Source organism: Devosia sp. WQ 349K1, assembly GCF_016595685.1.
In the GTDB taxonomy this organism is placed as follows: domain Bacteria; phylum Pseudomonadota; class Alphaproteobacteria; order Rhizobiales; family Devosiaceae; genus Devosia.
In genome coordinates this window covers 1,054,149-1,078,322 of the sequence record NZ_JAENGO010000001.1, presented here as the reverse complement: position 1 = coordinate 1,078,322, position 24,174 = coordinate 1,054,149, and the positions used below count along the sequence as shown (strand labels likewise).

Below are 24,174 nucleotides of genomic sequence, written 5' to 3'. Positions count from 1 at the left end.
CAACCTCTCATGGAATGCAAAAGGTAATGGAAATTCCTTACCTTTGCAATATTGCGACTACATGGGTTCGTCAGCGCACTAAAGCTGGATCGACGAGTGCGCCTTTGTGGCCGATGACGATGCCTGCGGTGCGGTGGGCGGCCTGAGCGGCTTCGGTGATGGATTTGCCTTGCAGGCGCGCGGCGAGATAGGCGCCGTTAAAACTGTCGCCAGCGCCGGTGGCGTCGACCACGGATGCGGCAGGGGGCGGGGCCATGCGGACGCGCTCGGTGGCGGTGGCGATGAGGGCTTCTTTGGAGCCGTCTTTGACGACGACTTCTTCAACGCCGAGCTCGAGATAACGGTTGGCGGTGTCGTCCACTGTCGCGTCGCCGAAGAGGGGGGCTTCGTCGGTGTGGGTGGGCAGGACAATATCGCAAAGGCTGGCGGCAGCAGTGAGCACAGAGGCCATGACGCGGGGCGACGACCAGAGAGCGGGGCGCAGATTGGTGTCAAAGGCGATTTTGGCGCCATTGTCGCGCGCTTTTACGATAGCGCCGAGGAGGCGGCCGCGAGCCTTGGGGGCCAGAATGGCAAGGGTGATGCCGGAGAAATAGACAAGGTCTGCGCATTCAACGGCAGCGGCGAGGGCGGATTTATCGTCGGCAAGAAGTTTAGCCGCAGACATGTCGCGCCAATAGGTGAAGTGACGATCGCCTGCTTCCTGGTGGATCATATAGAGACCGGGGCGGCGGGCCGGGATGGTCTGGATATGATCGGTGCCAATGTTGTTGGTTTGGAGGAAGTTACGAATGTCGCCGGAGTATTTGTCAGCCCCCAGAGCGGTGACATAATCGACCTTCCAAGCGTCGGGGAGGAGGGCGCGGAGGTACCAAGCGGAGTTGAGTGTGTCGCCAGCATAGCCAAGGCGATAGCTGCGATCTTCGCCGCCGCTCATCTCGATCATGCACTCACCGATGGATACGATACGCTGCGACACTGCCATTCCCTCCAAATGTCTTTGCTCGCTTATGCAGGTGCGGTCTTGCGCGAGCAAGATGGGATCATTAAACAGGCTCCTAACCTGCGTCAAACTTCCATACAAGATGGTGTGGATATGAGGAGATCGATTTGAGCAAGCAACGCCTCAATCAGAAGACCGTGTCGACTTTGGCGGCAGGCATTACCGTTCCGAATTATGACCGCAGCGCGGTGACGGCGGGGATCGTACATCTGGGCATTGGTGCGTTCCATCGCGCGCATATGGCGGTTTATGTCGACGATCTGCTGAGCAAGGACCCGAGTTGGGGCATTATTGGCGCGAGCTTGCGTCGCCCTGACACCAAGGACGCTTTGGAGCCGCAAGACGGGCTCTATACGATTGCTGTGCGCGACGCGGAGGGGACACATCCGCGCGTGATCGGCTCGATTCTTAAGGTGATGGACGCCAATACTGAGCGCGACGCGCTGCTCGATCTGATGGCGAGCCCTGACGTTCGTATCGTGTCGCTGACGGTGACAGAAAAGGGCTATTGCTACGAGCCTTCGACGGGTGAGCTGGACCTGAACCACGCCGATATTCAGCACGATCTGAGCAACCCGGGCGCGCCGAAATCTGCGCCGGGGATGCTGGTGGAAGCGCTAGCGCGCCGCAAGGCCGCGGGGATCGCGCCTTTTACCGTGATGAGTTGTGATAATCTGCCGAACAATGGGCAGACGGCCAAGCGCATCGTCACAGCATTTGCGGCCAAGCGCGATGCGGAACTGGGCGAATGGGTGAAGGGCGTTGCTTTCCCATCGACCATGGTTGATCGCATTGTGCCGTCCACCACCAATGCGGATCGCGAAGAGGTTGCGAGCCTGATCGGGGCGGAAGACGCGTGGCCGATCATGACCGAGCCGTTTACCCAATGGGTGATTGAAGACAATTTCCCAAGTGGGCGTCCGGCGTTTGAAGAGGTTGGGGCGCAGCTGGTGCAGGACGTTGAGCCGTTCGAGCATATGAAACTGCGCATGCTCAATGGCTCGCACTCGACCATGGCCTATGCCGGTTATCTCGGTGGCTATGAGTATATCGCTGAAGTGGTTGGCGACGAAGACTACCGCGAGCTGGTGCATGGGTTGATGACGGAAGAAGTCATACCGACCCTCGACATGCCCGGTGTTGATCTGGAAGCGTATCGCGATCAGTTGCTGGCGCGTTTTGCCAATCCGGCGCTGAAGCACCGCACTTGGCAGATTGCTATGGACGGCTCGCAGAAGCTGCCGCAGCGCTTGCTGGGGACGATCCGGGATCGCCTCGCGGCGGGGCAGAGCATTGATCGTCTGGCTTTGGGCGTCGCGGCGTGGATGCGCTATGTGATGGCGATCGACGAAGAGGGCAATGAGATCGACGTGCGGGATCCGTTGGCGCTGAAACTGCTCGCTATAGCGGCAGACGCAGGCGAAGACCCGGAAGCCTATTTCAACGGGCTGGTGTCGATCCAGTCGATCTTCGGCACCGATCTCATCGATAATGAGGTGTTCCGCAACGCTGTGCTCGAGCAATTGTGGAGCTTCTGGCAAGACGGGGCGCATGAAACCGTTGCCAATTATCAACTGTCGGCGCAGGAATAGCGACAGAAGCAGAGCGAATGCGAAAGGCGCGGGAACTTCACCCGCGCTTTTTTACTTTTCATCTGTGTTGAAAGAATTTTTGAGAGGCGCGACATGAAGTGGCGTGGGAGGGAGCGCAGCTCCAATGTGCAGGACCTACGCGGTCAACGTGGCGGCGGTGGACTGGGCGGTGGCTTTGGACAAGGCCAGCGTGGCGGCTTTCGCATCCCTATGGGTGGCGGCGGCGGCGGTGGTGGCAAAGGCGGGATTTCCGGTCTGATCGGCATTGTCGTCGTGCTGGGCATTATCTGGTTTGCCACGGGGCAGAACCCGCTTGATATGCTCGCAGGCGGCAGCGGGGCAGGTTCGAATTTTGCGCCTTCGGCATCGAGTTCTCGCCAATTGCCGGCTGAGGGCGAAGATGAACTTGCCGATTTCGTCGCTGTTGTGGTTCGGGAAACCGAGGACCTCTGGAACGCAGAATTCGCCAAAATCGGCGAGGATTATCCTGAGCCAAATGTTGTGCTGTTCACCAATGCGGTGAGCACGGGCTGTGGCGCAGCGGACTCCTCGGTTGGCCCATTCTATTGCCCGGCGGATAGCAAGGTTTACATTGACCTGAGCTTTTATGACGAGCTGCACCGCAAGTTCGGTGCGCCGGGCGACTTTGCGCAGGCCTATGTGTTGGCGCATGAAGTGGGTCACCACGTTCAGAACCTAACCGGCGTTCTGCCGCAGTTTAACCAGCGCCGGGCGAGCATGAGCCAGGAACAGGCCAATGCCTATTCGGTGCGCGTTGAGTTGCAGGCAGACTGCTATGCAGGTGTTTGGGCGAACCACGCTGGGCAGCAGAACCTGCTCGAAGGCGGGGACATAGACGAAGCGCTGAACGCGGCCAATCAGATTGGCGACGATACGCTGCAAAAGCGGATGCAGGGCTTTGCCGTGCCTAAGACGTTCAACCACGGCACGTCGGCGCAGCGTAAAGACTGGTTCCAGCGTGGATATGAAACCGGCGATCCCGGCGCCTGCGATACGTTTACTGGCAACGTCTAAGTTTGTGATTTATAGGTCCGGGCATAGTTTTTTGCCCGGGCCTTTTTCTTATGAGCATCCCTAAAGTCGTACACTTTACGTGGAAGACCAAAACTCTGACGAAGTTTGCGCAGCGCACTTGGGATGAATGGCAGCGAACGCACCCCGATTTTGAGCTAAAGCTCTGGGACGATGCGGATTGCCGGGCGCTGATTGCCGAGCATTATCCGGAACACCTCTCCACTTATGATGGCTATCGTTCGGGGATTTTCCGCGCCGATGCGTGGCGCTTTTTCGTGCTGCATCATGAGGGCGGGATCTATGCCGATCTCGATGTGCTGCCCAAGGCGCGGATTGATGAGCTGATCGAGGACACAGAGTGTTTCGTCGGCGCGGAGCCGGAACGCCATGTCGAGGAGAACGACGGGCTGTATCGCGGCATGCCGTTTGTGCTGTGCAACGCGTTTATGGGCTCGGTGCCGGGGCACAAGTTCTGGGAACGCTGCATGGGCGCGATGGCGCGCTGTGCGGCCAGCAATGACGTGGTGGATGCGACGGGGCCGCGTCTCGTCAATGGCGTGGCGCTGCGAGCGCCCAAGGACGAGCGGCCAGATGTGCTGCTGCCGGATCGGTGGAGCCCGCAATCGGGACATGGCACGTTCGCGCCAATGTCGGACGCTTATGCGGACGCTGTGGAAGCTGAGTTCACCGTGATCGGTCGGGGAAAGCCGACGCTCGTCTCGCACCTCTGGCGCAACAGCTGGTTCATGCCCTTTTTCTATAAGGGCCCAGAATTCTGGAAGGTGCCAAACAAGATCCAATGGTGGTGGCGCCGTCAGACCAATCCGCAGATTGCGCAGACGAAGTTTACGGCGACGCGTCGGATTTTCCATAAGCAAGAGTTTGCTCGGTTTACCGACTGGCCTGAGGTTTTCGTGGCGGTCGATCTGGGGCAGGGCGGGGACGCTATTGGCACGGTGTTGACGTCGATCACTTATGATCGGGCAAAGCTGAGCTTTGGGCTGTTTGGCGGCACGCCAGAAGTGATCGGCGCGGTGAGCGCCAAGCTGGCAGCGGACGGATTTGGCTTTGAAGTGTTCCCGGCAACCGAGGGCGCGGCTCAACAGCACAATGCGATGTTGGTCGCTGCGGGAAGTAAGCACTGCCTGATCCTAGATGGCAGGCTGGTGGAATTGGCTGCGGGCGCTGTAGAGGCGCTTGTGGGCGCGGACAAGGGCGTTGTGACGCTCGATGTGGTTTCGCCGACGGGTGAGAGCCGCAATGAGGATACGCTGTTGTATAGCGATAGCGTCTTTAAGGGGCTCTATCGTGGTGGGGCGCGCGAAAACGCGTTTCGACGTATGAGCCATCCCGGGGGATTGCCATTAGTCGATCTGCGCCCGCTTGATGTCGCGCCGGTGACGATTGTTGGCGCTGATGTGGTGTTCGTGCGCGCGGATGTGATTGCAGCCGGTGTTCGGTTTGCGGTGGAGCCGGTGAAGTTCCACCGCGATGCGGCAGGGCTGGCGATTGCAGCGCGTGATGCGGGCTTTGATGTGGCAGCACTGCCCAATGTTACGGCGGTGACGGGGCGGTAATCAGGGTTACGCGAATACCCCCACCTAACCTCCCCGTGGTAGGGGGAGACTGGTTCGAGAACTTGGCGGCACCTGACGCTTGATACAAAAAACCCGGCCAGAGCCGGGTTTTTCTTTTTTCGTGTCTTACGCTGCTGCGCCGGGAGCTTGGTGCTCTGGGAGCTCGGCCATGCCCTTTTGCTTGCGGACATGGTTGAGGAAGCGCGTGAAGAGGTAGTGGCTGTCCTGTGGGCCTGGGGAGGCTTCTGGGTGGTACTGAACCGAGAAGATCGGCTTGCCATCAACCGCAAGGCCAGCATTGGTGTTGTCGAACAGCGAGATGTGGGTCTGGGTGACCCCAGCAGGCAGGCTTTCGGCGTCCACAGCAAAGCCGTGGTTCATCGAGGTGATTTCGACCTTACCAGTGGTGAGGTCCTTCACAGGATGGTTCGCGCCGTGGTGGCCCTGATGCATCTTGGATGTGGTGCCGCCAAGAGCCAGACCGAGCAGCTGGTGACCTAGGCAGATGCCGAACATTGGCTTGCCGGATTCCATCAGCTTCTGAATGGTTGGAACAGCGTAAACGCCAGTCGCTGCCGGATCGCCAGGGCCGTTCGACAGGAACACTGCGTCTGGATTGTGCGCAAGCACGTCCGCTGCGGTTGCTGTGGCCGGAACAACAGTAACCTTGGCACCCTGATCAACGAGGCAGCGCAGGATGTTGCGCTTGGCACCGAAGTCGATGGCGACGACGTGGAAGTCTGGGTTTTCAAGGGCGCTGTAGCCCTTGTTCCATTCCCAGCTGGCTTCGTCCCAGTGATAGGTCTGAGCCGTGGTAACTTCCTTGGCAAGGTCGAGACCTTCAAGACCCGGGAAGGCGTTGAGTTCGGCCTTGATCGAGGCTTCGTCGAAAATGCCCGATGGTTCGTGCGCGATCACGCCGTTCGGCATGCCGTTTTCACGGATCAACGCAGTGAGGGCGCGGGTATCGATGCCGGTGATGCCGACGATGTTACGCTTCTTGAGCCATGCGTCGAGCTTTTCAGCGGCGCGATAGTTCGATGGATTGGTGATGTCGGCCTTGAGCACAACGCCACGAATACCGGAGAGGGCAGCCATGTTAACGGTTTCAATGTCTTCGTCGTTGGTGCCGACATTGCCGATGTGTGGGAAGGTGAAGGTGATGATCTGGCCAGCGTAGGACGGGTCGGTGAGGACTTCCTGATAGCCGGTCATGGCGGTGTTGAAGCAAACTTCGCCTGCCGAATGACCGACGGCGCCGATGCCCTGGCCTTCAAGTCGCGTGCCATCAGCCAGAATTAGAACTGCGGTCGCGGGTGTGTTTTGCCAGCCGGTCACTTTGGGTCTCCAAGGCTCGGTTTATACGGTCGCGCGACAAGGACCTAAGCTTGGGGCCTAGCGGGTCGCGCAGTGAAGATGTCGGTTGAGGCCTTTCCTTAGAAGGCCAAAGCGATCAACGCAAGTGGCGTAGCTGCGCTTTAATGCCTATATGGGGGCAAGATTTTGCATAGCAAGGAGCCAAAACCACATGCGCGAAGACATCAGCGAGGGTCTGAAACAGGCTCTTAAAGCCCGTGATCAGCGCCGCACAGCAACATTGCGCGCAATCAATGCGGCGGTGCAAGACCGCGACATTGCAAATCGCGGTGATGGCAAGGGTCCAGCCACGAATGACGAGGTTTTGGGCATTATTCAGAAGATGGTGAAGCAGCGCGAAGAGAGCTTTGCGATCTATGTTGGCGCCGGTCGCGCCGATCTCGCCACCGTCGAGAAGGAAGAAATTGATATTCTCAATGAGTTCCTGCCCAAGCCTTTGACCGAAGAAGAAGTCGCTGCGGCAATTACAGCAGCAATTTCTGCCGTAGGGGCTGAAGGGCCAAAGGACATGGGCAAGGTTATCGCCCAGTTGCGCGCCGATTACCCGGGCCGAATCGATTTTGGTAAGGTCAGCGGCCAGGTTCGCTCGAGCCTTTCGGCTTAATCACGCCACCAATCTGAGTGAAGCGATCTGGACCTGATTGCGTCCGGATCGCTTTGCTTCATATAGCGCGGCATCGGCGCGGCGTAGGGCGGCCGAAAAGGCTTCACCCGGCCCAACGATTGCCAGGCCTGCGCTGACAGTTGAAGACTGTCCCGCGGCATTGATGGGAATGCGTAAGCCCGCATAAGCCAGACGGATCCGATCGGCGATCGACTCTGCGCTTGATTTGTCGAGACCTGTCACGACGACACAAAACTCTTCGCCGCCAAGGCGAGAGATGAGATCGGCTGGGCGCAGGCAGTCGCGTAGGACATTGGTGAATTGGCGCAGCACTGTGTCGCCATGGGCATGGCCGAAGTGATCGTTGATCTGCTTGAAGTGATCGAGATCGAGCATGATGACGCTCGTGCCCGGAACCTTGGAGTCTTCTGGGAAGCGCTCAAAGAGCGCGCGGCGATTAAAGGCGCCGGTCAGTGCGTCCGTATCGGCCATGAGCTTGTGATGACGGGAGGCGCGGGCGTAGTGCAGCGTAAGCGTGAGCGCGCCGATCAAGGTCAGGCCGATGAGAGACAGAACGGCGTTAAAGGCTTCCGCTATATTGTCTGGCATGACCGTGATGGTCCATTGCCAATCGAGCAGAATAAAGAAGCTGCAGAATAGGTAAGAGGCCCCCACGAGGGCGTAGAGGAACGTAATTGCCATGAGTTGGCCATTGGCCTCTTGGCGAGCCTGCCAACTCTCATAAGCGCAGAGCAGCAAGAGGATGCCGCTGAAGGTGTTGAACCCCAAGAAGAGCAGGGCGGACAACCCGAACAACATCGGGGTGACGGTTAGGATGCTGGCCACTGCACCCAACACGAGTGGGGTGATGATGGAGCTCTTGGCATTACGAAAGCGGCGTGTGCAGGAATAGGTGCTGGCGATGCCGAAGAGGATCAGCACATAGGGCAGGATTTTTCGTTCCGGAACAAAACTCTCGCCCTGAAAGCCCATGATCAATAGGGCAATGACAATGGCGATGGTGCCGATGGCTCCGTGGATCAGAAAACTCTCGCGCTTCACGTTGAGCCAGCCGATTAACAGAGCGGCCACAAACGACAGGCTGGCAATAGCAATTGCTAGCCGAAGAGTATCGATTTCCATAAATGTGCCCCCCGGCATCCCTTCTGGGAATGGCGGGGGGTATACAGCAAACTTCCTAAACAGACCAAAATTTTTGCTAAGCGGTCAGCATTTTACGCGCGGTGACTAAATTTCGGTGTTTGGCGCTGTCGGCGGGGTGGCCGTGCTCTTGGCTTCCCAGACCACAGAAATGATGGCGAGCAGAAGCGCGACGGTGATGACGACCGTGCCGACCCAAGGCAAGTTGTGATAGCCCATGCCTTGCTCAAGCAGATTGGCCGATAGGATCGCGCCCACAGCTATGCCGACGTTAAAGCCGGTTGGGATGAGTGACGAGGTCAGGTTTGGCGCGTCATTGGCCCAGAGGAGCATGCGCGACTGCAAGGGTGAGCCAAAGGCAAAGTTGACGCCGCCCCAGATGAAGGTGGTGATGCCCATGGCGAGCGGGTAGGGCGCCACAAAATAGAGCGACCCGAACAGCAGCACTTGACCGGCAAGAACGAGGACAATGGACTTGCCGAGGTTCCAATCGGCCAAACGCCCGCCCAGAAACACGCCAATGGTGGCCCCGACACCGTAGATCAGCAGCATGATCGGAACCATTTCTTCCTCGAGGCGGGTCACTTCGAGATAAAGCGGGGCGATGTAGGTGAAGACGGCGTATTGGGCCAGCATCACCAAGGTCGCGATGGCGAGGCCCAGATAGACCTGCTGACGGCCGAGTGCCTTGAATTCGCGGGCAAAGCTAGACTGGGTTGATTCAGAACCCGCAGTCTTGGGCAGGAAAACGGCGATGACAATTGAAGCGATAAGGCCGAGAGCACCGACAGCCCAGAACGTCGCGCGCCAATCGAACAGCTGACCAATGGCCGTGCCCAGCGGCACACCGATGACATTGGAAACGGTGAGGCCGGAGAGAACAAGCGCAACGGCAAAGCCGCGACGCTCGGGCGGCACCAGACCGGTGGAAATTACGAAGGCCATGCCGAAGAATGCGCCATGGAGCGCCGAGACGAAGACGCGGGCCGCCATGAGCAATTCAAAATTGGGCGCGATGGCGCAGAGCGCCTGACCCACGGCAAAGAGTGCGCCGAGCACAACGACTGTGGTCTTGCGATTGAACCTCTTGGTCGCCAGCGTCAGCAGCGGACCAAGGACGGCAATGCCGCTGGCGTAACCGGAAATGAGATAGCCCGCGACGGGAACGGAGACATCCAGGCCGAGGGCGACTTCGGGGAGAAGGCCGGCAATAACGAATTCAGCTGTGCCGAAAGCAAAAGCAGTCAGGAAAAGCGCGAGGAGAGGCACAGACATAAAAAGGCGACCGGTTTGGGAGGGGCGGGTGCTGCATCCCATGTGCGGGGGCAAAGGGCAACGGCTAAATCGCCGCTGGTCAGCCCGTGGCATCCGATGCTTGCGCTCTTGCGCCACTGCACAATGGGCGTAACGTGGGTGTCGCAGTTAGGTGACGGCAGCAGAGCCGTCAAAGAGGGGAATGCCGATGCCTGTGTCGTCCGAAACCAAACGCCGCTTCGCTTTGATTACAGCGCTGCGGGGTCTTTTGATGTTTGTTGGGGGCGTTTATGCCCTGCTCGTGCCTGCCGAGGCGCTGACCGTTTTGGTGCTCTTTGGTGGCGCGCTGTTGTTAATCGACGGTGCGCTTGGCCTGTGGAGCCTGACCTTCGGGGGCGGCAAGAGCGGCAATTATTGGTTTGACGTTGTGGCCAATGCGGCGTCGCTGGTGCTGGGTATTGTCATTCTGATCAGCCCGCTGCTGGCGACGGTTTTGACCGTGACATTCATGTCCACCATGGTGGGCTTGGTCGCCATTGTGGTCGGGGTAATGCAGATTGTCGTCGTGGTGCGCGAGCGCGATAGCTACGCACGAATTTGGCCCGTGGTGTTGGCCGGGATTTCCTATGTGCTCCTAGGGCTCGTGTTCCTGCTGTTCCCGATGCTGACGGCAGTGGTGAGCGTTATGTTGGGCGGTGTCTTGTTGATCGCCTTCGCTATTGGCCTATTTGGCTGGGCTTGGCGGCTCTACAAGGCGAGCAAGGCTTAAGCGACACAATGGGCGCTTGTCCCGCTAGGCCGGGATGAGCGTCCAGACGAACCACAGCGTCAGCACAACACACAGCACGGGCCCGATGATTAAAGCGGCAAGCATGGGCTTTGGCGTTTTGCGGATTGGTCGCATGTATAATCAAAATCCTGAGCCGTGACTTTCGGAGGGTTAGACCCTAAGTACTCTATATGCGCTTTTCCGATCATTTCTTGGATGAAATTCGTCAGCGCCTGCCGATAACGCAGGTGGTGGGCGAACACGTGCTTTGGGATAAGCGGAAATCGCAGCCCGGCAAAGGCGATATGTGGGCCTGTTGTCCGTTCCACGGCGAAAAGAGCCCAAGTTTTCACGCTGACGATCGTCGCGGGATCTATCACTGCTTTGGCTGTGGCGTGAGTGGGGACCATTTCCGGTTCCTCACGGAAAAGACGGGGATGAGCTTCCCCGAAGCCGTCGAAAAACTGGCCAGCATGGCTGGTGTTGCGATGCCGGCGCGCGACGAGCGCACAGAGCGTCGCGAGGCTGCACAACGTTCGTTGATCGATGTGATGGAGCTGGCGACGCGGTATTTCGAGGCGGCGCTGGCGCATAATATTGGCGCGAGAGCGCGGGGCTATCTGTTTGAGCGCGGCGTGTCGGCCGCGAGCCAGAGCCGGTTTCGTATTGGCTTTGCTCCTGACAGTCGCAATGGCTTGAAAGAGCATCTGGCGGCGAACGGGGTTTCGGCGCAGGCGATGATCGATACCGGCCTCGTGACAAGTCGTGATGGCGATCCGTTGACCTATGACCGGTTCCGCAACCGCGTGATGTTCCCGATCACCGATTTCAAAGGGCGGGTAATCGCCTTTGGTGGTCGAGCGATGAGCGCAGATGTGCCGGCGAAATATCTCAATTCGCCGGAAACGCAGCTCTTTTCCAAGCGGCAGACGCTCTACAACGGTCAGACAGCAAAGCGCGCGGCCTATGAAGGCGCGACGGTCGTGGTGGTTGAGGGGTATCTCGACGTTATCGCAGCGGTGTCAGCAGGTTTTGAGGGCACGGTTGCGCCGCTCGGTACGGCGCTGACCGAAGAGCATGTGCAATTGCTCTGGCGCATGAGCGATGCGCCGGTTTTGTGCTTTGACGGCGATAAGGCTGGGCAAAAGGCGGCGCAGCGCGCTGCCGAAATCGTTCTGCCGCATTTGCAGCCCGGAAAAACGGTCAAAATCGCGACCTTGCCTGAAGGGCAAGACCCGGACGATTTGATCAAGGCGCAGGGGCGGGGTGCTTTTGCTGATGTGATCGACAAGGCACGCAGCCTTTCCGACACGATCTGGAGCATTGAGACTGGCGGGATTGTGCCAGAGGCGCCGGAAGAGCGCGCGGCCTTGCAGGCACGACTTCGTGATCGGGCGAAATCCATTCAGGACTCCAATGTCAGCTTCCACTACGCGCAGGCGTTTGAGGAAAAACTGAAAGCGTTCTTTGCGCCAATTCGGCAGCAGGGGCGGCAGGGAAATTGGAGTGGTGGTGGCAAGCCGGCCTATGGTCAGAGCGGGGGCTATGGTTTCCCATCACGCGGTACGCCCAAGCTCGTGGTCTCTGATACGCTGCGCAACTCACGCCTCGTGCGCAGTGGCGCGACCGCTGTCGACGCTACTCCGCGTGAAGCCACTATTATTCTGACGCTGGTCAATCACCCCTCGCTGGTCGAGGACAAGTTCGATGCGCTGGGTGCATTTGACTGTGAGACGACTATTGCACAGAAAGTTTTGAGCGACATTTTGGCGCTAGTCGTGCGCCACCACGACATTTCTGCAGAAGATTTGCGGGCCGCTTTGGGTGTGCGTGGGCATGGTCCGGCGTTGTACCGGATGAATGAGATTTTAAAAATTCAGGGGGTCTGGCAAGTCGATACCGAGGTCGCGGCAACGGACGCGGAAATCGGTTTGAGTCACGCCTTGGCCTTGCATAAAAAGAAAGTTGAGCTAAATAGAGAGCTCAAAGCAGCAGAAGCGGCGCTGGGCGAAGACCCGAGCGAAGAAACCTTTGAACGGCTGCGGGACATCAAGAACCAGATTACCACTGTCGATGGCACTGAAGCATTGATTGAAGGGTTTGGTTCGCTATCTGGACGCGCAAGTCGCAGTTTTTAGAGGTCATTCTCTAATTACGGGCGAATTGCGCGATTTTGCGTTGTGGCGAATCACTCGTTGCTATGCTCCATAGCGGACCAGCGTATGGCACCCCGTTAACGGTCTGGTGACCAAACCTTTACCTTGTCTTGAGTTGTCACCACCTAAGACAAAGCCGGGACCTCCGTGCCCAACGGTCCCGAGGAGTAGCAGATGGCCACCAAGGCAGCGAACAAAAATACTAAGGATACCGAGAAGCCCGAAGGCGCGGCTCCGGAAACATCCAACGACAGCCCGCTAATCGATCAAAACGATGCAGCTGTTAAAAAGCTGATCAAGGTCGCCAAGAAGCGTGGCTACGTCACGTATGAAGAGCTGAATGCCGTACTGCCTTCGGAAGAAGTCAGCTCGGAGCAGATCGAAGATTTCATGTCCATGTTCTCGGAAATGGGCATCAACGTCGTCGACGAAGACGAAGTTGAAGAAACCGAGGTGGAGAAGGACGAAGACGACACCGGCACGGAAGTCGCCACATCTGCTGGCACCGCTGTTGCCAACACGTCCAACGCCAAGGCCGGTTCTGACCGTACCGATGATCCGGTGCGTATGTATCTGCGTGAAATGGGTTCGGTTGAGCTTCTGAGCCGCGAGGGCGAAATCGCCATCGCCAAGCGCATTGAAGCTGGCCGCGAAACCATGATCGAAGGGCTTTGCGAAAGCCCGCTGACTTTCCAGGCGATTATTATTTGGCGCGATCAGCTCGCTCAGGGCGAAATTCTGCTGCGCGACATTATCGATCTGGAAGCCACCTATGCTGGCCCAGACGCCAAGCAGGCTGCACCGGAAGTGCAGATTGTTGCTAAGCCTGTGGTTGAGGCTCCTAAGCCTGCTGCTAAGCCTGCGCCACGTCGCTCGGCCGGTTCGGGCGAAGACGACGATTACGTGCCAGAAGAGCCAGAAGCTCCGCAGGACCCAGTCGAAGACGACGACGATGAATTTGATAACGCACTGTCGCTTTCGGCGATGGAAGCAGAACTCAAGCCGCAGGTCGTGGAAACCTTCAACCGTATCGCAGAAGCCTATGGCGCGATGCGTGAGATGCAGGATCGTCACGCCGAAGACCGCAATATTGCTGTTTCCGCTGACGAAAACACCAAGCTGGGCGTGCTGCGCGGCGAAGTGATTGCCGACGTTAAGTCGCTGTCGCTGAACGCGAGCCGTATCGAAAGCCTGGTTGAACAGCTTTACGACATCAACAAGCGCCTCGTGCGTTTGGAAGGTCGCCTGCTGCGTCTGGCTGAAAGCTATGGCGTTAAGCGCGAGAAGTTCCTCGACAAGTACTACGGTCGTGAAGTCGATCCGAGCTGGGAATGGGAACTCGAAAACTTTGACGGTAAGGGCTGGGGTGAGTTCGCTCGCCGTGAAGCTGGTACCATTGGCGACATCCGTACGGAAATCGCTACGCTGGCCACTGAAACTGGTCTCGATATCGCTGAATACCGCCGTATCGTGCACAAGGTTCAGAAGGGTGAGCGCGAAGCGGCTATCGCCAAGAAGGAAATGGTGGAAGCCAACCTTCGCCTCGTGATCTCGATTGCCAAGAAGTACACCAACCGCGGTCTGCAGTTCCTCGATCTTATTCAGGAAGGCAACATCGGTCTGATGAAGGCCGTTGATAAGTTCGAATACCGTCGCGGCTACAAGTTCTCGACCTATGCGACCTGGTGGATCCGTCAGGCGATCACGCGTTCGATCGCGGATCAGGCCCGTACGATCCGTATTCCGGTTCACATGATCGAAACGATCAACAAGATCGTTCGCACCAGCCGTCAGATGCTCCACGAAATCGGTCGCGAACCGACGCCAGAAGAGCTCAGCGAAAAGCTCCAGATGCCGCTCGACAAGGTCCGCAAGGTCCTCAAGATCGCCAAAGAGCCAATCTCGCTCGAAACGCCAATCGGTGACGAAGAAGATTCGAACTTGGGCGATTTCATCCAGGACTCGAATGCGATCCAGCCGATTGATGCGGCGATCCAGTCGAACCTGCGTGAAACCACCACGCGCGTTCTGGCATCGCTCACCCCGCGTGAAGAACGCGTTCTGCGTATGCGTTTTGGTATCGGTATGAACACCGACCACACGCTCGAAGAAGTCGGTCAGCAGTTCTCGGTTACGCGTGAACGTATTCGTCAGATTGAGGCCAAGGCACTGCGTAAGCTCAAGCATCCGAGCCGTTCGCGCAAGCTGCGGAGCTTCCTCGATAACTGAGATCATTCCGCTAAAGCCGGTTCGGCTGAAGGTGACCAGCTTGAAGGCCGTTGTGCCGTTCAAGCTGGTGGTGACGTTCTCGGACGCCACTTATGGTACGTTCAACGCGGCCCCCATGCTCTCCGAGCGGGGGGAGGGGACAGAGCCTCTGCGGGATCGGAATTTCTTCGCTAAGGTCGAGCTGGTCAACGGCAAGCCGATCTGGCCCAACTATTTTGATATCTCGCCTGCGTGGTTGCAGGAGGAGATGGAGAAACGCGGTGAACTCGAACATCCGAGACCACTGCGGCGACGGTAGATTGAGGGGAGCTCCCATGTCGTTCTTGAAGAAGCTATTTGGTGGCGGGAATTCGGAAGCCGCGCCTGCTGGCGATAAGTCGCTGGGCGAAGAAGACTACAAGGGCTTCAAGATCAAGGCCATTGAGATGAAGGTCGGCTCCGAGCTCCAGCTCGCTGGCACCATCGAAAAAGAAATTGGCGGCGAGGTGAAAACCTACCGCTTTATTCGCGCCGACCGCATGAGCTCGCGCGAAGATCTGGTTATGCTAGCCCTGAGCAAGGGTCGGCAGATCATCGATGAGCAGGGCGAGCACATCTTCCGCTAAGCCCAGAATAACTGACTTTTTGACGACCGCGGGCCGATCGGCCCGCGGTTGTTTTTTGCAAGGAGAACTCTGATGGCCCGTAAGCCAACTGCCCGCACTGAATTCGTGATGTTTGACGTTGTGTACGAAGATGGCTCCCAGCGCTCGAACCGTAAGGTTGATGCAGGACTGCTCGGTGGCCTCGATGGCGATGAGCCTGCACGTGCTGAGATTGAAGCTCAGGACCGTGCGATTTCTGAAAAGTCCGGTATGCCACCACTGGCTATCAAGTCGCTGAGCCGTTCAGGTAAGTAAGGTCTATCTTGGAACAGTGCGAGCGTAAGCTGCTATGAATGGCGCCATCCCGCGATGGCGCCATTTCTCGTTTACGCGCTCTTGGCGAGTGGAACTCGGGTTTCGAGCTGGAACTCACCGACGAGCGTATTGAGCGCTCCAGCTTCGCCCTGAGCTTCTGCAACCGCACTGTGGGTTGTTTCAACCAGTTGCGCATTGTGCTGGGTGAGCACGTCGATGTGCTGCACTGCTTCGTCGATCGCGCGCAAGGCGTGGTTCTGCTCGGAGGTGGCCTCGGCAATGTCGTGCATGAGCCTGTCGCTCACATGGGCTGCCTGGGTGATCTCACTTAAGGCGCTCGCTGCCTCCTTGACCAGAACCGTACCTTGTCCAACTTGGCTTGTGGCCTGTTCGATCAGGGTTTTGATCTGAGCGGATGAGGAGGCGGCAGATTGCGCTAGACGGCGCACTTCCACGGCGACCACAGCAAAGCCGCGACCGGCATCGCCGGCACGGGCCGCTTCAACAGAGGCGTTCAGCGCTAGCAGGTTGGTCTGGAAGGCGATGTCATCGATCATGGTGATAATGCCAGCGATCTGCTGGGAGGAGGCGGCAATCCGCTCCATGGCGGCGGTTGCATTGGTCATGACCGTGGTGCCGCGATCGGCCGTGGTGGCAACGGACTCCGTGGCGGCGCGGGCTTTGGAAGCACGCTCGGCGGTCTCGTCCACATTGCGGCTCAGCTGCTCAAGGGCGACGGCGGTCTCGCGCACGGCCTCTGACTGCTCGTTGGTGCGGCGAGCGAGTGCTTCTGCGCCGTCGAGGAGTTCACCCGTTGCATGCGCCAGCGTGGTTGTGGCGGTCCGGATCGTGGTGATGACGTCACTCATGCGGTCGGCAACGAGGTTCGTGTCGGTCTTGAGCCCGGAAAACACGGGGGCATAGGTGCCGGTAACGCGCGCGCTCAAGTCCTTCTGCGACAGTGCCGCCATGACGGATGACGTTTCCGCAAGCCCGGTCTCAAGGTTGGCAATGAGATCGTTGACGGCATGCGCCAGATTGTTGAGGTCGGGCTCTGCAAAGGTCTCGGGCACACGGCGGCCAAATTCGCCATTGAGCGTAGCCGTGATGACTGTGCCGAACTGATCGCGCAGCTCTTGCAGGGTGCGCTGACGGTCTTCAACGCGTGTTTCTTCGCTTTCCTCGACGTCACGAGCGAGCGAAATGGCACGCTCGGCATTGGCGTTCGCATCATTTGCGTTCTGATCAGCGAGCGAGACGAAAGCGAAAGTATTGCGGAGCAGCCAAATCAGGCCTGCGGCCTCGACAAGCAGAATGACAGCGTGAAGTACGATGCGGGGGAAGCCGCCGCCGCCATAAAACACCAGATCGGGCAGGGTCATGCCCAGAAGAAGGTGGTGGATGGCGATAACGATGGTGCCCACCAGAATGACGCGCGCGTCGTAGAGCAAAGAGCTCAAAGCGAGTGAGGCGAAGAAAGCCATGTGCAGGTCGGTTTGCCAAGGCGTGCCCTTGGTTGCGGCGATGATGGCCGAGATGGAGACCATCAGTACAGTCACCAGCAGATAGCGGAAACCGGCGCTCGATCTTGTGGTCAAGAATCCGGTTACTACGGTTGCGATGCCGGCAGCGCCGATGAGCGCTGTGGTGCCAAAATTGCCCTGCATGAGCAGCTCGACGACGATAGCAGTCGCCGCCATAAACAGGGTCAGGGCCGTGACCATAATGGTCGCGACAGAACGAATATTGGTAAGTGTCATTGAACTAGCTTTAGGCCTCGGCACATAGGCCAGTGGCAGCGGTGAACCAAAGGGCGCCAAATTGGCTGGCGCGGTACTTAAAATCTGGATCGTCGGCGTAGACGACGACAATGTTGGAAAAGCGGGTCGGACCGACAACAAAGCCGCCAGCCTCGTGGATGCGTTCCCAAGCAGTGGCTTCTGAGGTGAACGGGGGGAAGATCACCGCCATCTCGCCGGTGTCTGCTGCCGCTTGTGGAGCAGCAAGAAGTCCGGCGCCGACTAGCGCAAAAGCGACTGCGGGGAGCCAAGTCAGAGCGTTTTTCAGGTGCGATGTCTTGGTTCGGCTCGCTGGGTTTTCAGGCACGAGATAAGAAAAACACATGCGCGTGAGCTAGGCGTGGCCCGCTTAACCGATGGTTAAGTCGGGCCTGCGCTTAAGACGTACTCACTTATGCTAATGCCTTATCAATCGCCGGTTTTACGACCGTGCCGTAAAGCTCAATCGCCTTCATGACCTTGTCATGAGGAAGCGTACCAACGCTGAGCTGCAGACCAAAACGGTCATGTTTAAACCATTCGTGCTGAAGTAAAATCTTGTCGATCACTTCTTGCGGCGAGCCCATGTAATAGGCGCCTTCCAGCGTGGTGCTGGCATCAAACTGAGCGCGAGAGCTTGGGCCCCAACCGCGTTCGGCGCCGATCTTGTTCATGGCGGCGCTATGGGCGGGGTACGCTATGTCGCGGGCGTCTTGGCTGTTTTCTGCGATGAAGCCATGGCCGGAGACACCCAGTTTGAGCTTGGTCACATCATGCCCAACCTTCTCGGCGGTCTGGCGATAGAGCTCGGTTAGCGGCTGGAACTGACGGGGGCGACCACCAATGATCGCAATCATCAGGTTGAGGCCGTGATAGGCGGCGCGCGCGACGGAATTGGGGGTGCCGCCAACGGCGATCCAGAGTGGCAATTGCTCTTGAGCGGGCTTGGGGTAGATCTCCAGACCCGGAATGGGGGTTGTATGCTGGCTGCCCGGCCAAGCGACCTTGCCGCCCTTGCGGATAGCGAGGAGCATGTCGAGCTTTTCCTCGAAGAGATCATCGTAGTCGTTGAGATCGAGCCCGAAGAGCGGGAAGCTTTCGATGAAGGAGCCACGACCCGCCATGATTTCAGCGCGGCCATTGGACAGAAGATCGAGCGTTGAAAACTGTTGCCAGACACGCACAGGGTCTTCTGACGAGAGGACGGTGACGGCGGTCGAAAGTTTGATCTGTTTGGTGCGGGCGGCGGCGGCGGCCAGGATGGTGACCGGAGACGAGGCGACATAGTCGGAGCGGTGATGTTCGCCCAAGCCGTAGAACGCAAGGCCGAGCTGATCGGCAAGCTCGATCTCTTCAATCAAATCCCGCAAGCGTTCCGCCGGGGATTGCAGATGCCCATTGTTGAGCATGTCTGGGGTGTTTTCCGCGAAGGAATAGAGGCCAAGTTCCATGGGTGTATCTCCTTATCGGGAGAAGTGGAGGCAGCCGGTGCACGGCGCAAGAGCGCACATGGATGTAACTACGGTAGGTTTTTGTTGCCAGAAATGAAAGGCCCTCGGGAGGAGGGCCTTTTTGGATCGGAGATATTAGCGCTGCCACTGTGGGGTGTAGGCGAGCGGGGCGATTGGCTGCTGGCTCGGCTGAGGGAGCTTTTCGCCGGCCTGACGATGGATTTCAGCAACGAGGGCTGGGTCAAGCTTGAGCTTTACGGCCAGCGCTTCGAGATAAGCCTGTTCTGCGGCGGTATCAGCGGTGATCGCGACGAGCGAGGCCGCATAGATTTCGGCGGCGTGCTCAGGCGTATCTGCGCGGGCGACAACAGCATTGATATCGAGTGGGGACGAGAGCTCGTCAAACACCCAAGCCTTTTCCTCGCCGGAAAGCTGCATGGTGTTGAGCTTGGCGAAGATTGCTTCTTTTTCGTCGGCGTCGATGCGGCCATCGGCCTTGGATGCGGCGATCATGGCGCGAACGAGGGTTTTGCCCAAATCTTCCTGCGCTGGCGTGTTCGGCTGTGGGATGAAGGCATCTTCGCGCACTGGCGCGGCTTGACCGGCCTGGTTGGCCTGATGGTTCTGCCACGCCTTATACGCAAGGCCACCAACGGCTGCGATAGCGCCAGCCTTGAGGCCGGTTTCCAAAAGTTTGTGCGGCTTACCGCCAGAGAGCAACATACCAGCAGCCATGCCAGCTGCACCGGTCAGAGCCTTGCTCTTGAGGTTCGGGTCGGACTGCAGCGTCTTTAGAATTTGGTCGATGTTGAACATGTCGTCTCCGTGAAAAACTGCACATGGTGCGCGCGGTCGAGGATTACAATAGGAGCGGTCCTATGAAGTCAAAATAGCAAGACCCCGGCAAGCCGGGGTCTGCTAAACGCGCTTAATGTGGCTGTGCAATCAATTAGTTGGCTGGCACAACCGGAGTAGCCGGAGCGGCTGGTGTCACTGGAGCGGCTGGAGCGGCCGGAGCTGGGGTGGTCGCTTCTGGTGCTGCTGGGGCAGCTGGAGGCGCAACGTCTGTCGCAGGCGCTTCAGTCATTGGAGCGGTGCTTTCGATAGCAGGCGCTGGCGCAGTGGTATCAACGGTCGCTGGCCCGGTATTGGCCGAGAAAACCAGATAGCCAATTGCGAGGAGTGCTAGGGCTACGATGATGCCGACAAACCAACCGGTACCATTGCTCTCACGAGTGTAAACGGTGCGGCTTTCGTCGCGGGTGTAGACTGGATCACGTTCTGGGGTCGCCATTTTAGGTTTCCTTTGTTTCAACGTCCCCGATTCAACGCGTTTTTAATTAGCTGGTTCCAAAACGACGAAAGACGTGAAGAGGGCGGAAATCTTTTCGATTTCCGCCCTGCTGACAGTAGTTTGCTCTGATCCTTAGAGACCCGGAGTGTCGTCTTTGCCAGTTTTTTTTGTAATTTTGTCGATGTAGGCCAAGAAGAGGGCCGAGAAAATAAAGGTCACATGCAGAATTGTGTACCACATGATCTCGTTGTTTTCGTACTTCGGGATGTTGAGGAAAATCTGCAGCAAGTGAATTGAAGAGATCGCAACAATGGTCGAAGCGACCTTAACTTTTAGCGAGCCTGCGTCGATTTTGCCGAGCCAGTGAACGTCCTTGTCGTCGTCAAAGCGCGAGACAAAGTTTTCATAGCCGGAGATGATCACCATAACCACCAGGCTAGCGATGAGGGCTGCATCAATCAGGCTGAGTAGCTTGAGGATGGTGTCGTTTTCGCTCAGCTCCATGAACTTCGTGGCAAAGTCAAAGAGCTTGCCGAAGAAGGAGAGGGCGTAGAGGCCAAGCGCAGCGGCCAGGCCGATGTAGAAAGCGACCAGCAGCCAGCGCGACGCCAGGATAATGCTTTCAACAAAGAGTTCGAGTTTTTTCATGATAACTCCAAGGCAATTGCCTCAGGCTTATCAAGACGATTGTGGCGCGCAAGTGTCTCTGCGCCGCAGGGTAAAAAGTAAGGTCGGCCCGAAGGCCGACCTTGAGGGTGGTTTTAGCGGTTTGCCACTGTCACCAGCGGCGTAATGCGGCGGATGGTAACGCGACGATTTTCACGTTCGCCAGCTTCGGTGCGGATCTTCAGATAGCGTTCGCCGTAACCCTGGGTGGCAAGGTTTTCAGGCGGTACGCCATAGAAGTCCGACAGAACACGGGCGACTGTGGCTGCACGAGAATCCGAGAGGCGGAGATTGGAAATGTCCGAGCCAACCGCGTCCGTGTGACCTTCGATAAGGAAGGTTTCGTTCGGATTGGTGCGCAGCAGTGCCAGCATTGCGTTGGCAACGCTCTGGAGCGAACCGACCTGATCGCGGCCGATGGTTGCAGCACCCGTATCGAAAGTGAGGTTACCCACTTCGAGCTTACGCACACTGTCACGAACACGAGCCGAGCGCTTCACTTCGTCGATCGAATAAAGACGGGCAACCTGTTCAACCGGAGGCTGAGCAAAGAAGGTCGTCAGCTGACGGTCATCGGCATAACGGGCATCCAGAACGTAGTCGCGTGCTGGAATGTTGAGCTGCAGCGGAGGCAGGTCCAGACCCGGATCGCGCCAGTTGTTGAGGTTGTCCTCATAGCGATCATCGAAGTAGGCGAGGATATATTCCTGACCATCTGGGGTGATGCGCGTGCGACGCAGGATGTCGCCATTGCGGTTGCGGACGGTGATGACCTGCGTGCCATCAGGACGGACAATCACTTCACGCGTGCGGCCGTTGGAGAGATTTTCGTAGTAAATCTCGTCCTGCTGCGGATTGTAGAAGCGGTTGGTGTCCTGACCGATGGAGTTCACAATCAGCTGTGTACCAACCTGCAGGATCACCTGAGCGATGGCATCGCCAGTTGAGGTTTGCTGCAGTACCGGGGCCTCAATGATCTGAACGTAGTTGTTCTGCTGCCCGATATTGGTGGTGTTCTGATTGTTCGTGATGTTGGTGTTGTTATTCGTCACCGTGTTGTTCACGGTGGTGTTGTTGGTGACGCTGTTGTCGACGTTCGAGACGTTGTTGACGATATTGGTCACGTAGTTGTTGACCACGGTCTGGTTGACCGTTGTGTTGTTCGTCGCAGCGACTTCGGTCCCTGCCTCTGCGTTGGCGAGAGGCGCCTCGACCATGGCGCGGATTTCTTCGGACTGCGCCGCTTCATCCGTCTGTGGCAGGGTTTCGACCGTCACGATTGCCGGCGCAATTTCGACTGGTGCAATCACAGCTGGTTGGCCGTCAACAGGGGCTGGCGCTGCCACCATTGGCTCATCCTTGGCACTATCGAGCAGCGGAGCGATTTGCTCGGCTTCGATGCCAGCTGGCAGTTCCGTGATCGGTTCTGCAGTCTGACCATCAGAGGTGGTTTCCTCGACAGGCGTAGGCTGTTCAACTGGAACTTCTGGCGCGACTACAGGCTGTTCGACAGGCTGTACGACTGGAGGCTGAGCGGCAATTCCAGGGACTTCTGGCAATGCCAAGCCAAAGGCGGCGAGGCACGAGGTGGCGTCACCATTGCCCTGAGCGGCACAGAGGTCGGAGATTTCTGCACGGATGGCCGTGAGACGCTGGTTCACTTCGTCTGCATTGGCACCATTCAGCAGATCGGAAATAGCCGTTTCGTAGTCGGTGACGAGACGGGTCAACTCTGCCTGATAGTCAACGCCCGGTGCTTCTGGCACCGCTTCTGGAGCAGGCGCAGGCGCGACTTCGGGTGCTGGCGCAGCTTCTGGTGCTGGAGCTGGTGCGGCTTCTGGGGCTACCTGTTCCTCAGGGGCAGGGGTTGGCTCAGGAGCGGGTGCAGCCTCAGGGGCTGGTGCGGGTTGCTCTACGGCTGGCTGCTCAACAGGAGCGGCCTGTTCTGCCTGAGCTGCAGCGGCGGCGTCAGCTTCGGCCTGAGCCTGTGCGGCAGCCTCAGCTTCAGCTTCAGCTGCAGCGCGGGCTGCGGCTTCTTCCTGCTCACGCGCTGCAGCGGCAGCGGCTTCGTCGGCGGCCTGCTGTTCAGCAGCGGCACGTGCTTCGGCCTCGGCAGCAGCTTGTGCTGCTGCTTCATTGGCAGCGGCTTCCGCTGCCTGGCGCGCTTGCTCGTCAGCTGCGGCCTGTGCGGCGGCAGCCTCCGCTTCCGCAGCAGCCTGAGCTTCTGCTTCGGCAGCAGCGCGTTGTTCAGCTTCAGCGGCGGCCTGGGCCTCGGCGGCAGCACGTTGCTCGGCCTCTGCCTGCGCAGCAGCTTCAGCTTCTGCGGCAGCGGCAGCTTCGGCCTGTGCAGCGGCTTCTGCTTCTGCAGCAGCGGCCGCTTCAGCTTCTGCGGCGGCATTATCGACGGCTGGGGCCGCAGGAGCGCTACCACCCGATGCCAAGCATTCTTCGACGCTAGAGAAGCCCGCGACGATACACTCATTGGTCAACGTCGACTGTGCAGCTTCAAGAGCGGCGGCATCGCCCGATGCCTGCGCTTGCAGGTAGGACTGGATTGCAGATTGGAGTTCTGCACCCTGTGCATTGGCGGGAAGCGGCGCGACGGCCATTAGGCCGATGCTGGTCCCGGTGAGGAGCCAGGTCTTGAAACTCATATGTCAATTCCTTCGAGTGTGTAACACTATGACGGGAAGATCGATTTATTTGCCTGAACCCAGTCTGAACGAAGTGTCAGTCGCTAGGAGCAGGTGGAGATCTTGTAATAATCCCCTAACGCCGGGCTGTTGGGGCAGTTCCTCAAGACATTCTGGATAACACAAGCAATCCGACAATGCGGCGGGATTGGGGCGCTGGACGATTTCGCAGTGGTCAGGCTCCTCCAGTCCAACCCGTCGTGATAGGCATGTGCGATGCAGCAAGCGATACACAGTCACAGCATTCAGACGCAAGGGCCGGGGCTTTACGAATTTTCTCGTGCAGTGAACAGTTTCGTTGCGCAAACTGGCATGTCGACGGGGCTGGTGACAGTTTTTGTCCGGCACACCAGTTGCTCTCTGCTCATCCAGGAAAATGCCGATCCGGACGTGCAAGTGGACCTTGATGGTTTCTTCAAGCGCCTTGTGCCGGAGACTATGGATTGGTTGGTCCATACGCTTGAAGGGCCTGATGATATGCCGGCGCACATAAAGGCCGCGCTGACGCAGACCTCAATCGGTGTGCCGGTGAGCGAGGGGCGTCCCGTTTTCGGTAGCTGGCAGGGTATTTATCTATTTGAGCACCGCCGCCGACCGCATCGGCGCGAGATCGTGCTCCACCTCATCGGAGAATAA

General features: G+C 58.2%; 22 protein-coding genes. 11 read left to right on the top strand and 11 right to left on the bottom strand.

The window, feature by feature from the left end; translation table 11 throughout:
- Positions 1 to 70: 70 nt before the first annotated feature.
- Positions 71 to 979 carry a sugar kinase gene (locus JHL21_RS05095; protein ID WP_367948156.1) on the bottom strand — a complete coding sequence of 303 codons (909 nt, stop codon included), beginning with the start codon at positions 977 to 979 and terminating at the stop codon, positions 71 to 73.
- Between the two features lie 131 nt (positions 980 to 1,110).
- Between JHL21_RS05095 and JHL21_RS05090 the strand changes: the two genes are divergently transcribed.
- The 3 genes from JHL21_RS05090 to JHL21_RS05080 all read left to right on the top strand — a co-directional run bounded on the left by JHL21_RS05090 (position 1,111) and on the right by JHL21_RS05080 (position 5,207).
- Complete coding sequence (locus tag JHL21_RS05090; RefSeq protein WP_200212185.1) at positions 1,111 to 2,595, top strand: mannitol dehydrogenase family protein; 1,485 nt, start codon at positions 1,111 to 1,113, stop codon at positions 2,593 to 2,595.
- A 93-nt stretch (positions 2,596 to 2,688) separates the two neighbouring features.
- Positions 2,689 to 3,630, top strand: coding sequence for a neutral zinc metallopeptidase (locus JHL21_RS05085; RefSeq protein WP_182394131.1), 942 nt, complete (start codon positions 2,689 to 2,691; stop codon positions 3,628 to 3,630).
- 50 nt (positions 3,631 to 3,680) lie between these two features.
- Positions 3,681 to 5,207 (top strand): glycosyltransferase family 32 protein, encoded by a 1,527-nt coding sequence (locus JHL21_RS05080; protein ID WP_200212184.1) that lies wholly within the window; start codon positions 3,681 to 3,683, stop codon positions 5,205 to 5,207.
- 126 nt (positions 5,208 to 5,333) lie between these two features.
- On the opposite strand, the gene carA is transcribed toward JHL21_RS05080, so the two are convergent.
- Positions 5,334 to 6,545, bottom strand: a complete 1,212-nt coding sequence (gene carA, locus JHL21_RS05075; RefSeq protein WP_182394129.1) for a glutamine-hydrolyzing carbamoyl-phosphate synthase small subunit — start codon at positions 6,543 to 6,545, stop codon at positions 5,334 to 5,336.
- Between the two features lie 190 nt (positions 6,546 to 6,735).
- Between carA and JHL21_RS05070 the strand changes: the two genes are divergently transcribed.
- Complete coding sequence (locus JHL21_RS05070) at positions 6,736 to 7,188, top strand: GatB/YqeY domain-containing protein (RefSeq protein ID WP_200212183.1); 453 nt, start codon at positions 6,736 to 6,738, stop codon at positions 7,186 to 7,188.
- On the opposite strand, the gene JHL21_RS05065 is transcribed toward JHL21_RS05070, so the two are convergent.
- Entirely contained in the window at positions 7,189 to 8,331 is a 1,143-nt protein-coding gene (locus JHL21_RS05065) for a GGDEF domain-containing protein (RefSeq protein WP_200212182.1), read from the bottom strand.
- A 105-nt stretch (positions 8,332 to 8,436) separates the two neighbouring features.
- Complete coding sequence (locus tag JHL21_RS05060; protein WP_200212181.1) at positions 8,437 to 9,624, bottom strand: MFS transporter; 1,188 nt, start codon at positions 9,622 to 9,624, stop codon at positions 8,437 to 8,439.
- A 187-nt stretch (positions 9,625 to 9,811) separates the two neighbouring features.
- Here JHL21_RS05060 and JHL21_RS05055 point away from each other — a divergent pair, with 187 nt between their 5' ends.
- From JHL21_RS05055 to JHL21_RS05030, 6 genes are all read left to right on the top strand, one after another.
- Positions 9,812 to 10,372 (top strand): DUF308 domain-containing protein, encoded by a 561-nt coding sequence (locus JHL21_RS05055; protein ID WP_169196450.1) that lies wholly within the window; start codon positions 9,812 to 9,814, stop codon positions 10,370 to 10,372.
- A gap of 191 nt (positions 10,373 to 10,563) precedes the next feature.
- The gene (gene dnaG, locus JHL21_RS05050; RefSeq protein WP_182394125.1) at positions 10,564 to 12,510 is read left to right on the top strand and encodes a DNA primase; all 1,947 of its coding nucleotides are present in this window, start codon (positions 10,564 to 10,566) and stop codon (positions 12,508 to 12,510) included.
- A gap of 192 nt (positions 12,511 to 12,702) precedes the next feature.
- Entirely contained in the window at positions 12,703 to 14,757 is a 2,055-nt protein-coding gene (rpoD, locus tag JHL21_RS05045) for an RNA polymerase sigma factor RpoD (RefSeq protein WP_169196448.1), read from the top strand.
- A gap of 31 nt (positions 14,758 to 14,788) precedes the next feature.
- Entirely contained in the window at positions 14,789 to 15,055 is a 267-nt protein-coding gene (locus tag JHL21_RS05040) for a DUF2442 domain-containing protein (RefSeq protein WP_169196447.1), read from the top strand.
- Positions 15,056 to 15,071: 16 nt separating this feature from the next.
- A complete protein-coding gene (locus tag JHL21_RS05035) occupies positions 15,072 to 15,362 on the top strand; it encodes an HlyU family transcriptional regulator (protein WP_200212179.1) in 291 nt (96 codons plus the stop codon).
- A gap of 72 nt (positions 15,363 to 15,434) precedes the next feature.
- Positions 15,435 to 15,656 (top strand): hypothetical protein, encoded by a 222-nt coding sequence (locus JHL21_RS05030; RefSeq protein ID WP_169196445.1) that lies wholly within the window; start codon positions 15,435 to 15,437, stop codon positions 15,654 to 15,656.
- Positions 15,657 to 15,727: 71 nt separating this feature from the next.
- Here JHL21_RS05030 and JHL21_RS05025 read toward each other — a convergent pair whose 3' ends face one another.
- The 7 genes from JHL21_RS05025 to JHL21_RS04995 all read right to left on the bottom strand — a co-directional run bounded on the left by JHL21_RS05025 (position 15,728) and on the right by JHL21_RS04995 (position 23,499).
- Complete coding sequence (locus tag JHL21_RS05025; protein ID WP_200212178.1) at positions 15,728 to 17,416, bottom strand: methyl-accepting chemotaxis protein; 1,689 nt, start codon at positions 17,414 to 17,416, stop codon at positions 15,728 to 15,730.
- A 10-nt stretch (positions 17,417 to 17,426) separates the two neighbouring features.
- Positions 17,427 to 17,780, bottom strand: coding sequence for a hypothetical protein (locus tag JHL21_RS05020; RefSeq protein ID WP_200212176.1), 354 nt, complete (start codon positions 17,778 to 17,780; stop codon positions 17,427 to 17,429).
- 67 nt (positions 17,781 to 17,847) lie between these two features.
- Positions 17,848 to 18,885: an LLM class flavin-dependent oxidoreductase gene (locus JHL21_RS05015; protein ID WP_200212175.1), complete on the bottom strand. Its 1,038-nt coding sequence runs from the start codon at positions 18,883 to 18,885 to the stop codon at positions 17,848 to 17,850.
- Positions 18,886 to 19,020: 135 nt separating this feature from the next.
- Positions 19,021 to 19,701: a tellurite resistance TerB family protein gene (locus JHL21_RS05010; protein WP_169196441.1), complete on the bottom strand. Its 681-nt coding sequence runs from the start codon at positions 19,699 to 19,701 to the stop codon at positions 19,021 to 19,023.
- Between the two features lie 133 nt (positions 19,702 to 19,834).
- Entirely contained in the window at positions 19,835 to 20,179 is a 345-nt protein-coding gene (locus tag JHL21_RS05005) for a hypothetical protein (RefSeq protein ID WP_200212174.1), read from the bottom strand.
- 132 nt (positions 20,180 to 20,311) lie between these two features.
- The gene (locus JHL21_RS05000) at positions 20,312 to 20,827 is read right to left on the bottom strand and encodes a TIGR00645 family protein (protein ID WP_169196439.1); all 516 of its coding nucleotides are present in this window, start codon (positions 20,825 to 20,827) and stop codon (positions 20,312 to 20,314) included.
- Between the two features lie 113 nt (positions 20,828 to 20,940).
- On the bottom strand, positions 20,941 to 23,499 hold the full coding sequence (locus tag JHL21_RS04995) for an OmpA family protein (protein WP_200212173.1): 2,559 nt from the start codon (positions 23,497 to 23,499) through the stop codon (positions 20,941 to 20,943).
- 255 nt (positions 23,500 to 23,754) lie between these two features.
- On the opposite strand from JHL21_RS04995, the gene JHL21_RS04990 reads away from it, so the two are divergent.
- Positions 23,755 to 24,174, top strand: coding sequence for a secondary thiamine-phosphate synthase enzyme YjbQ (locus tag JHL21_RS04990; protein WP_200212172.1), 420 nt, complete (start codon positions 23,755 to 23,757; stop codon positions 24,172 to 24,174).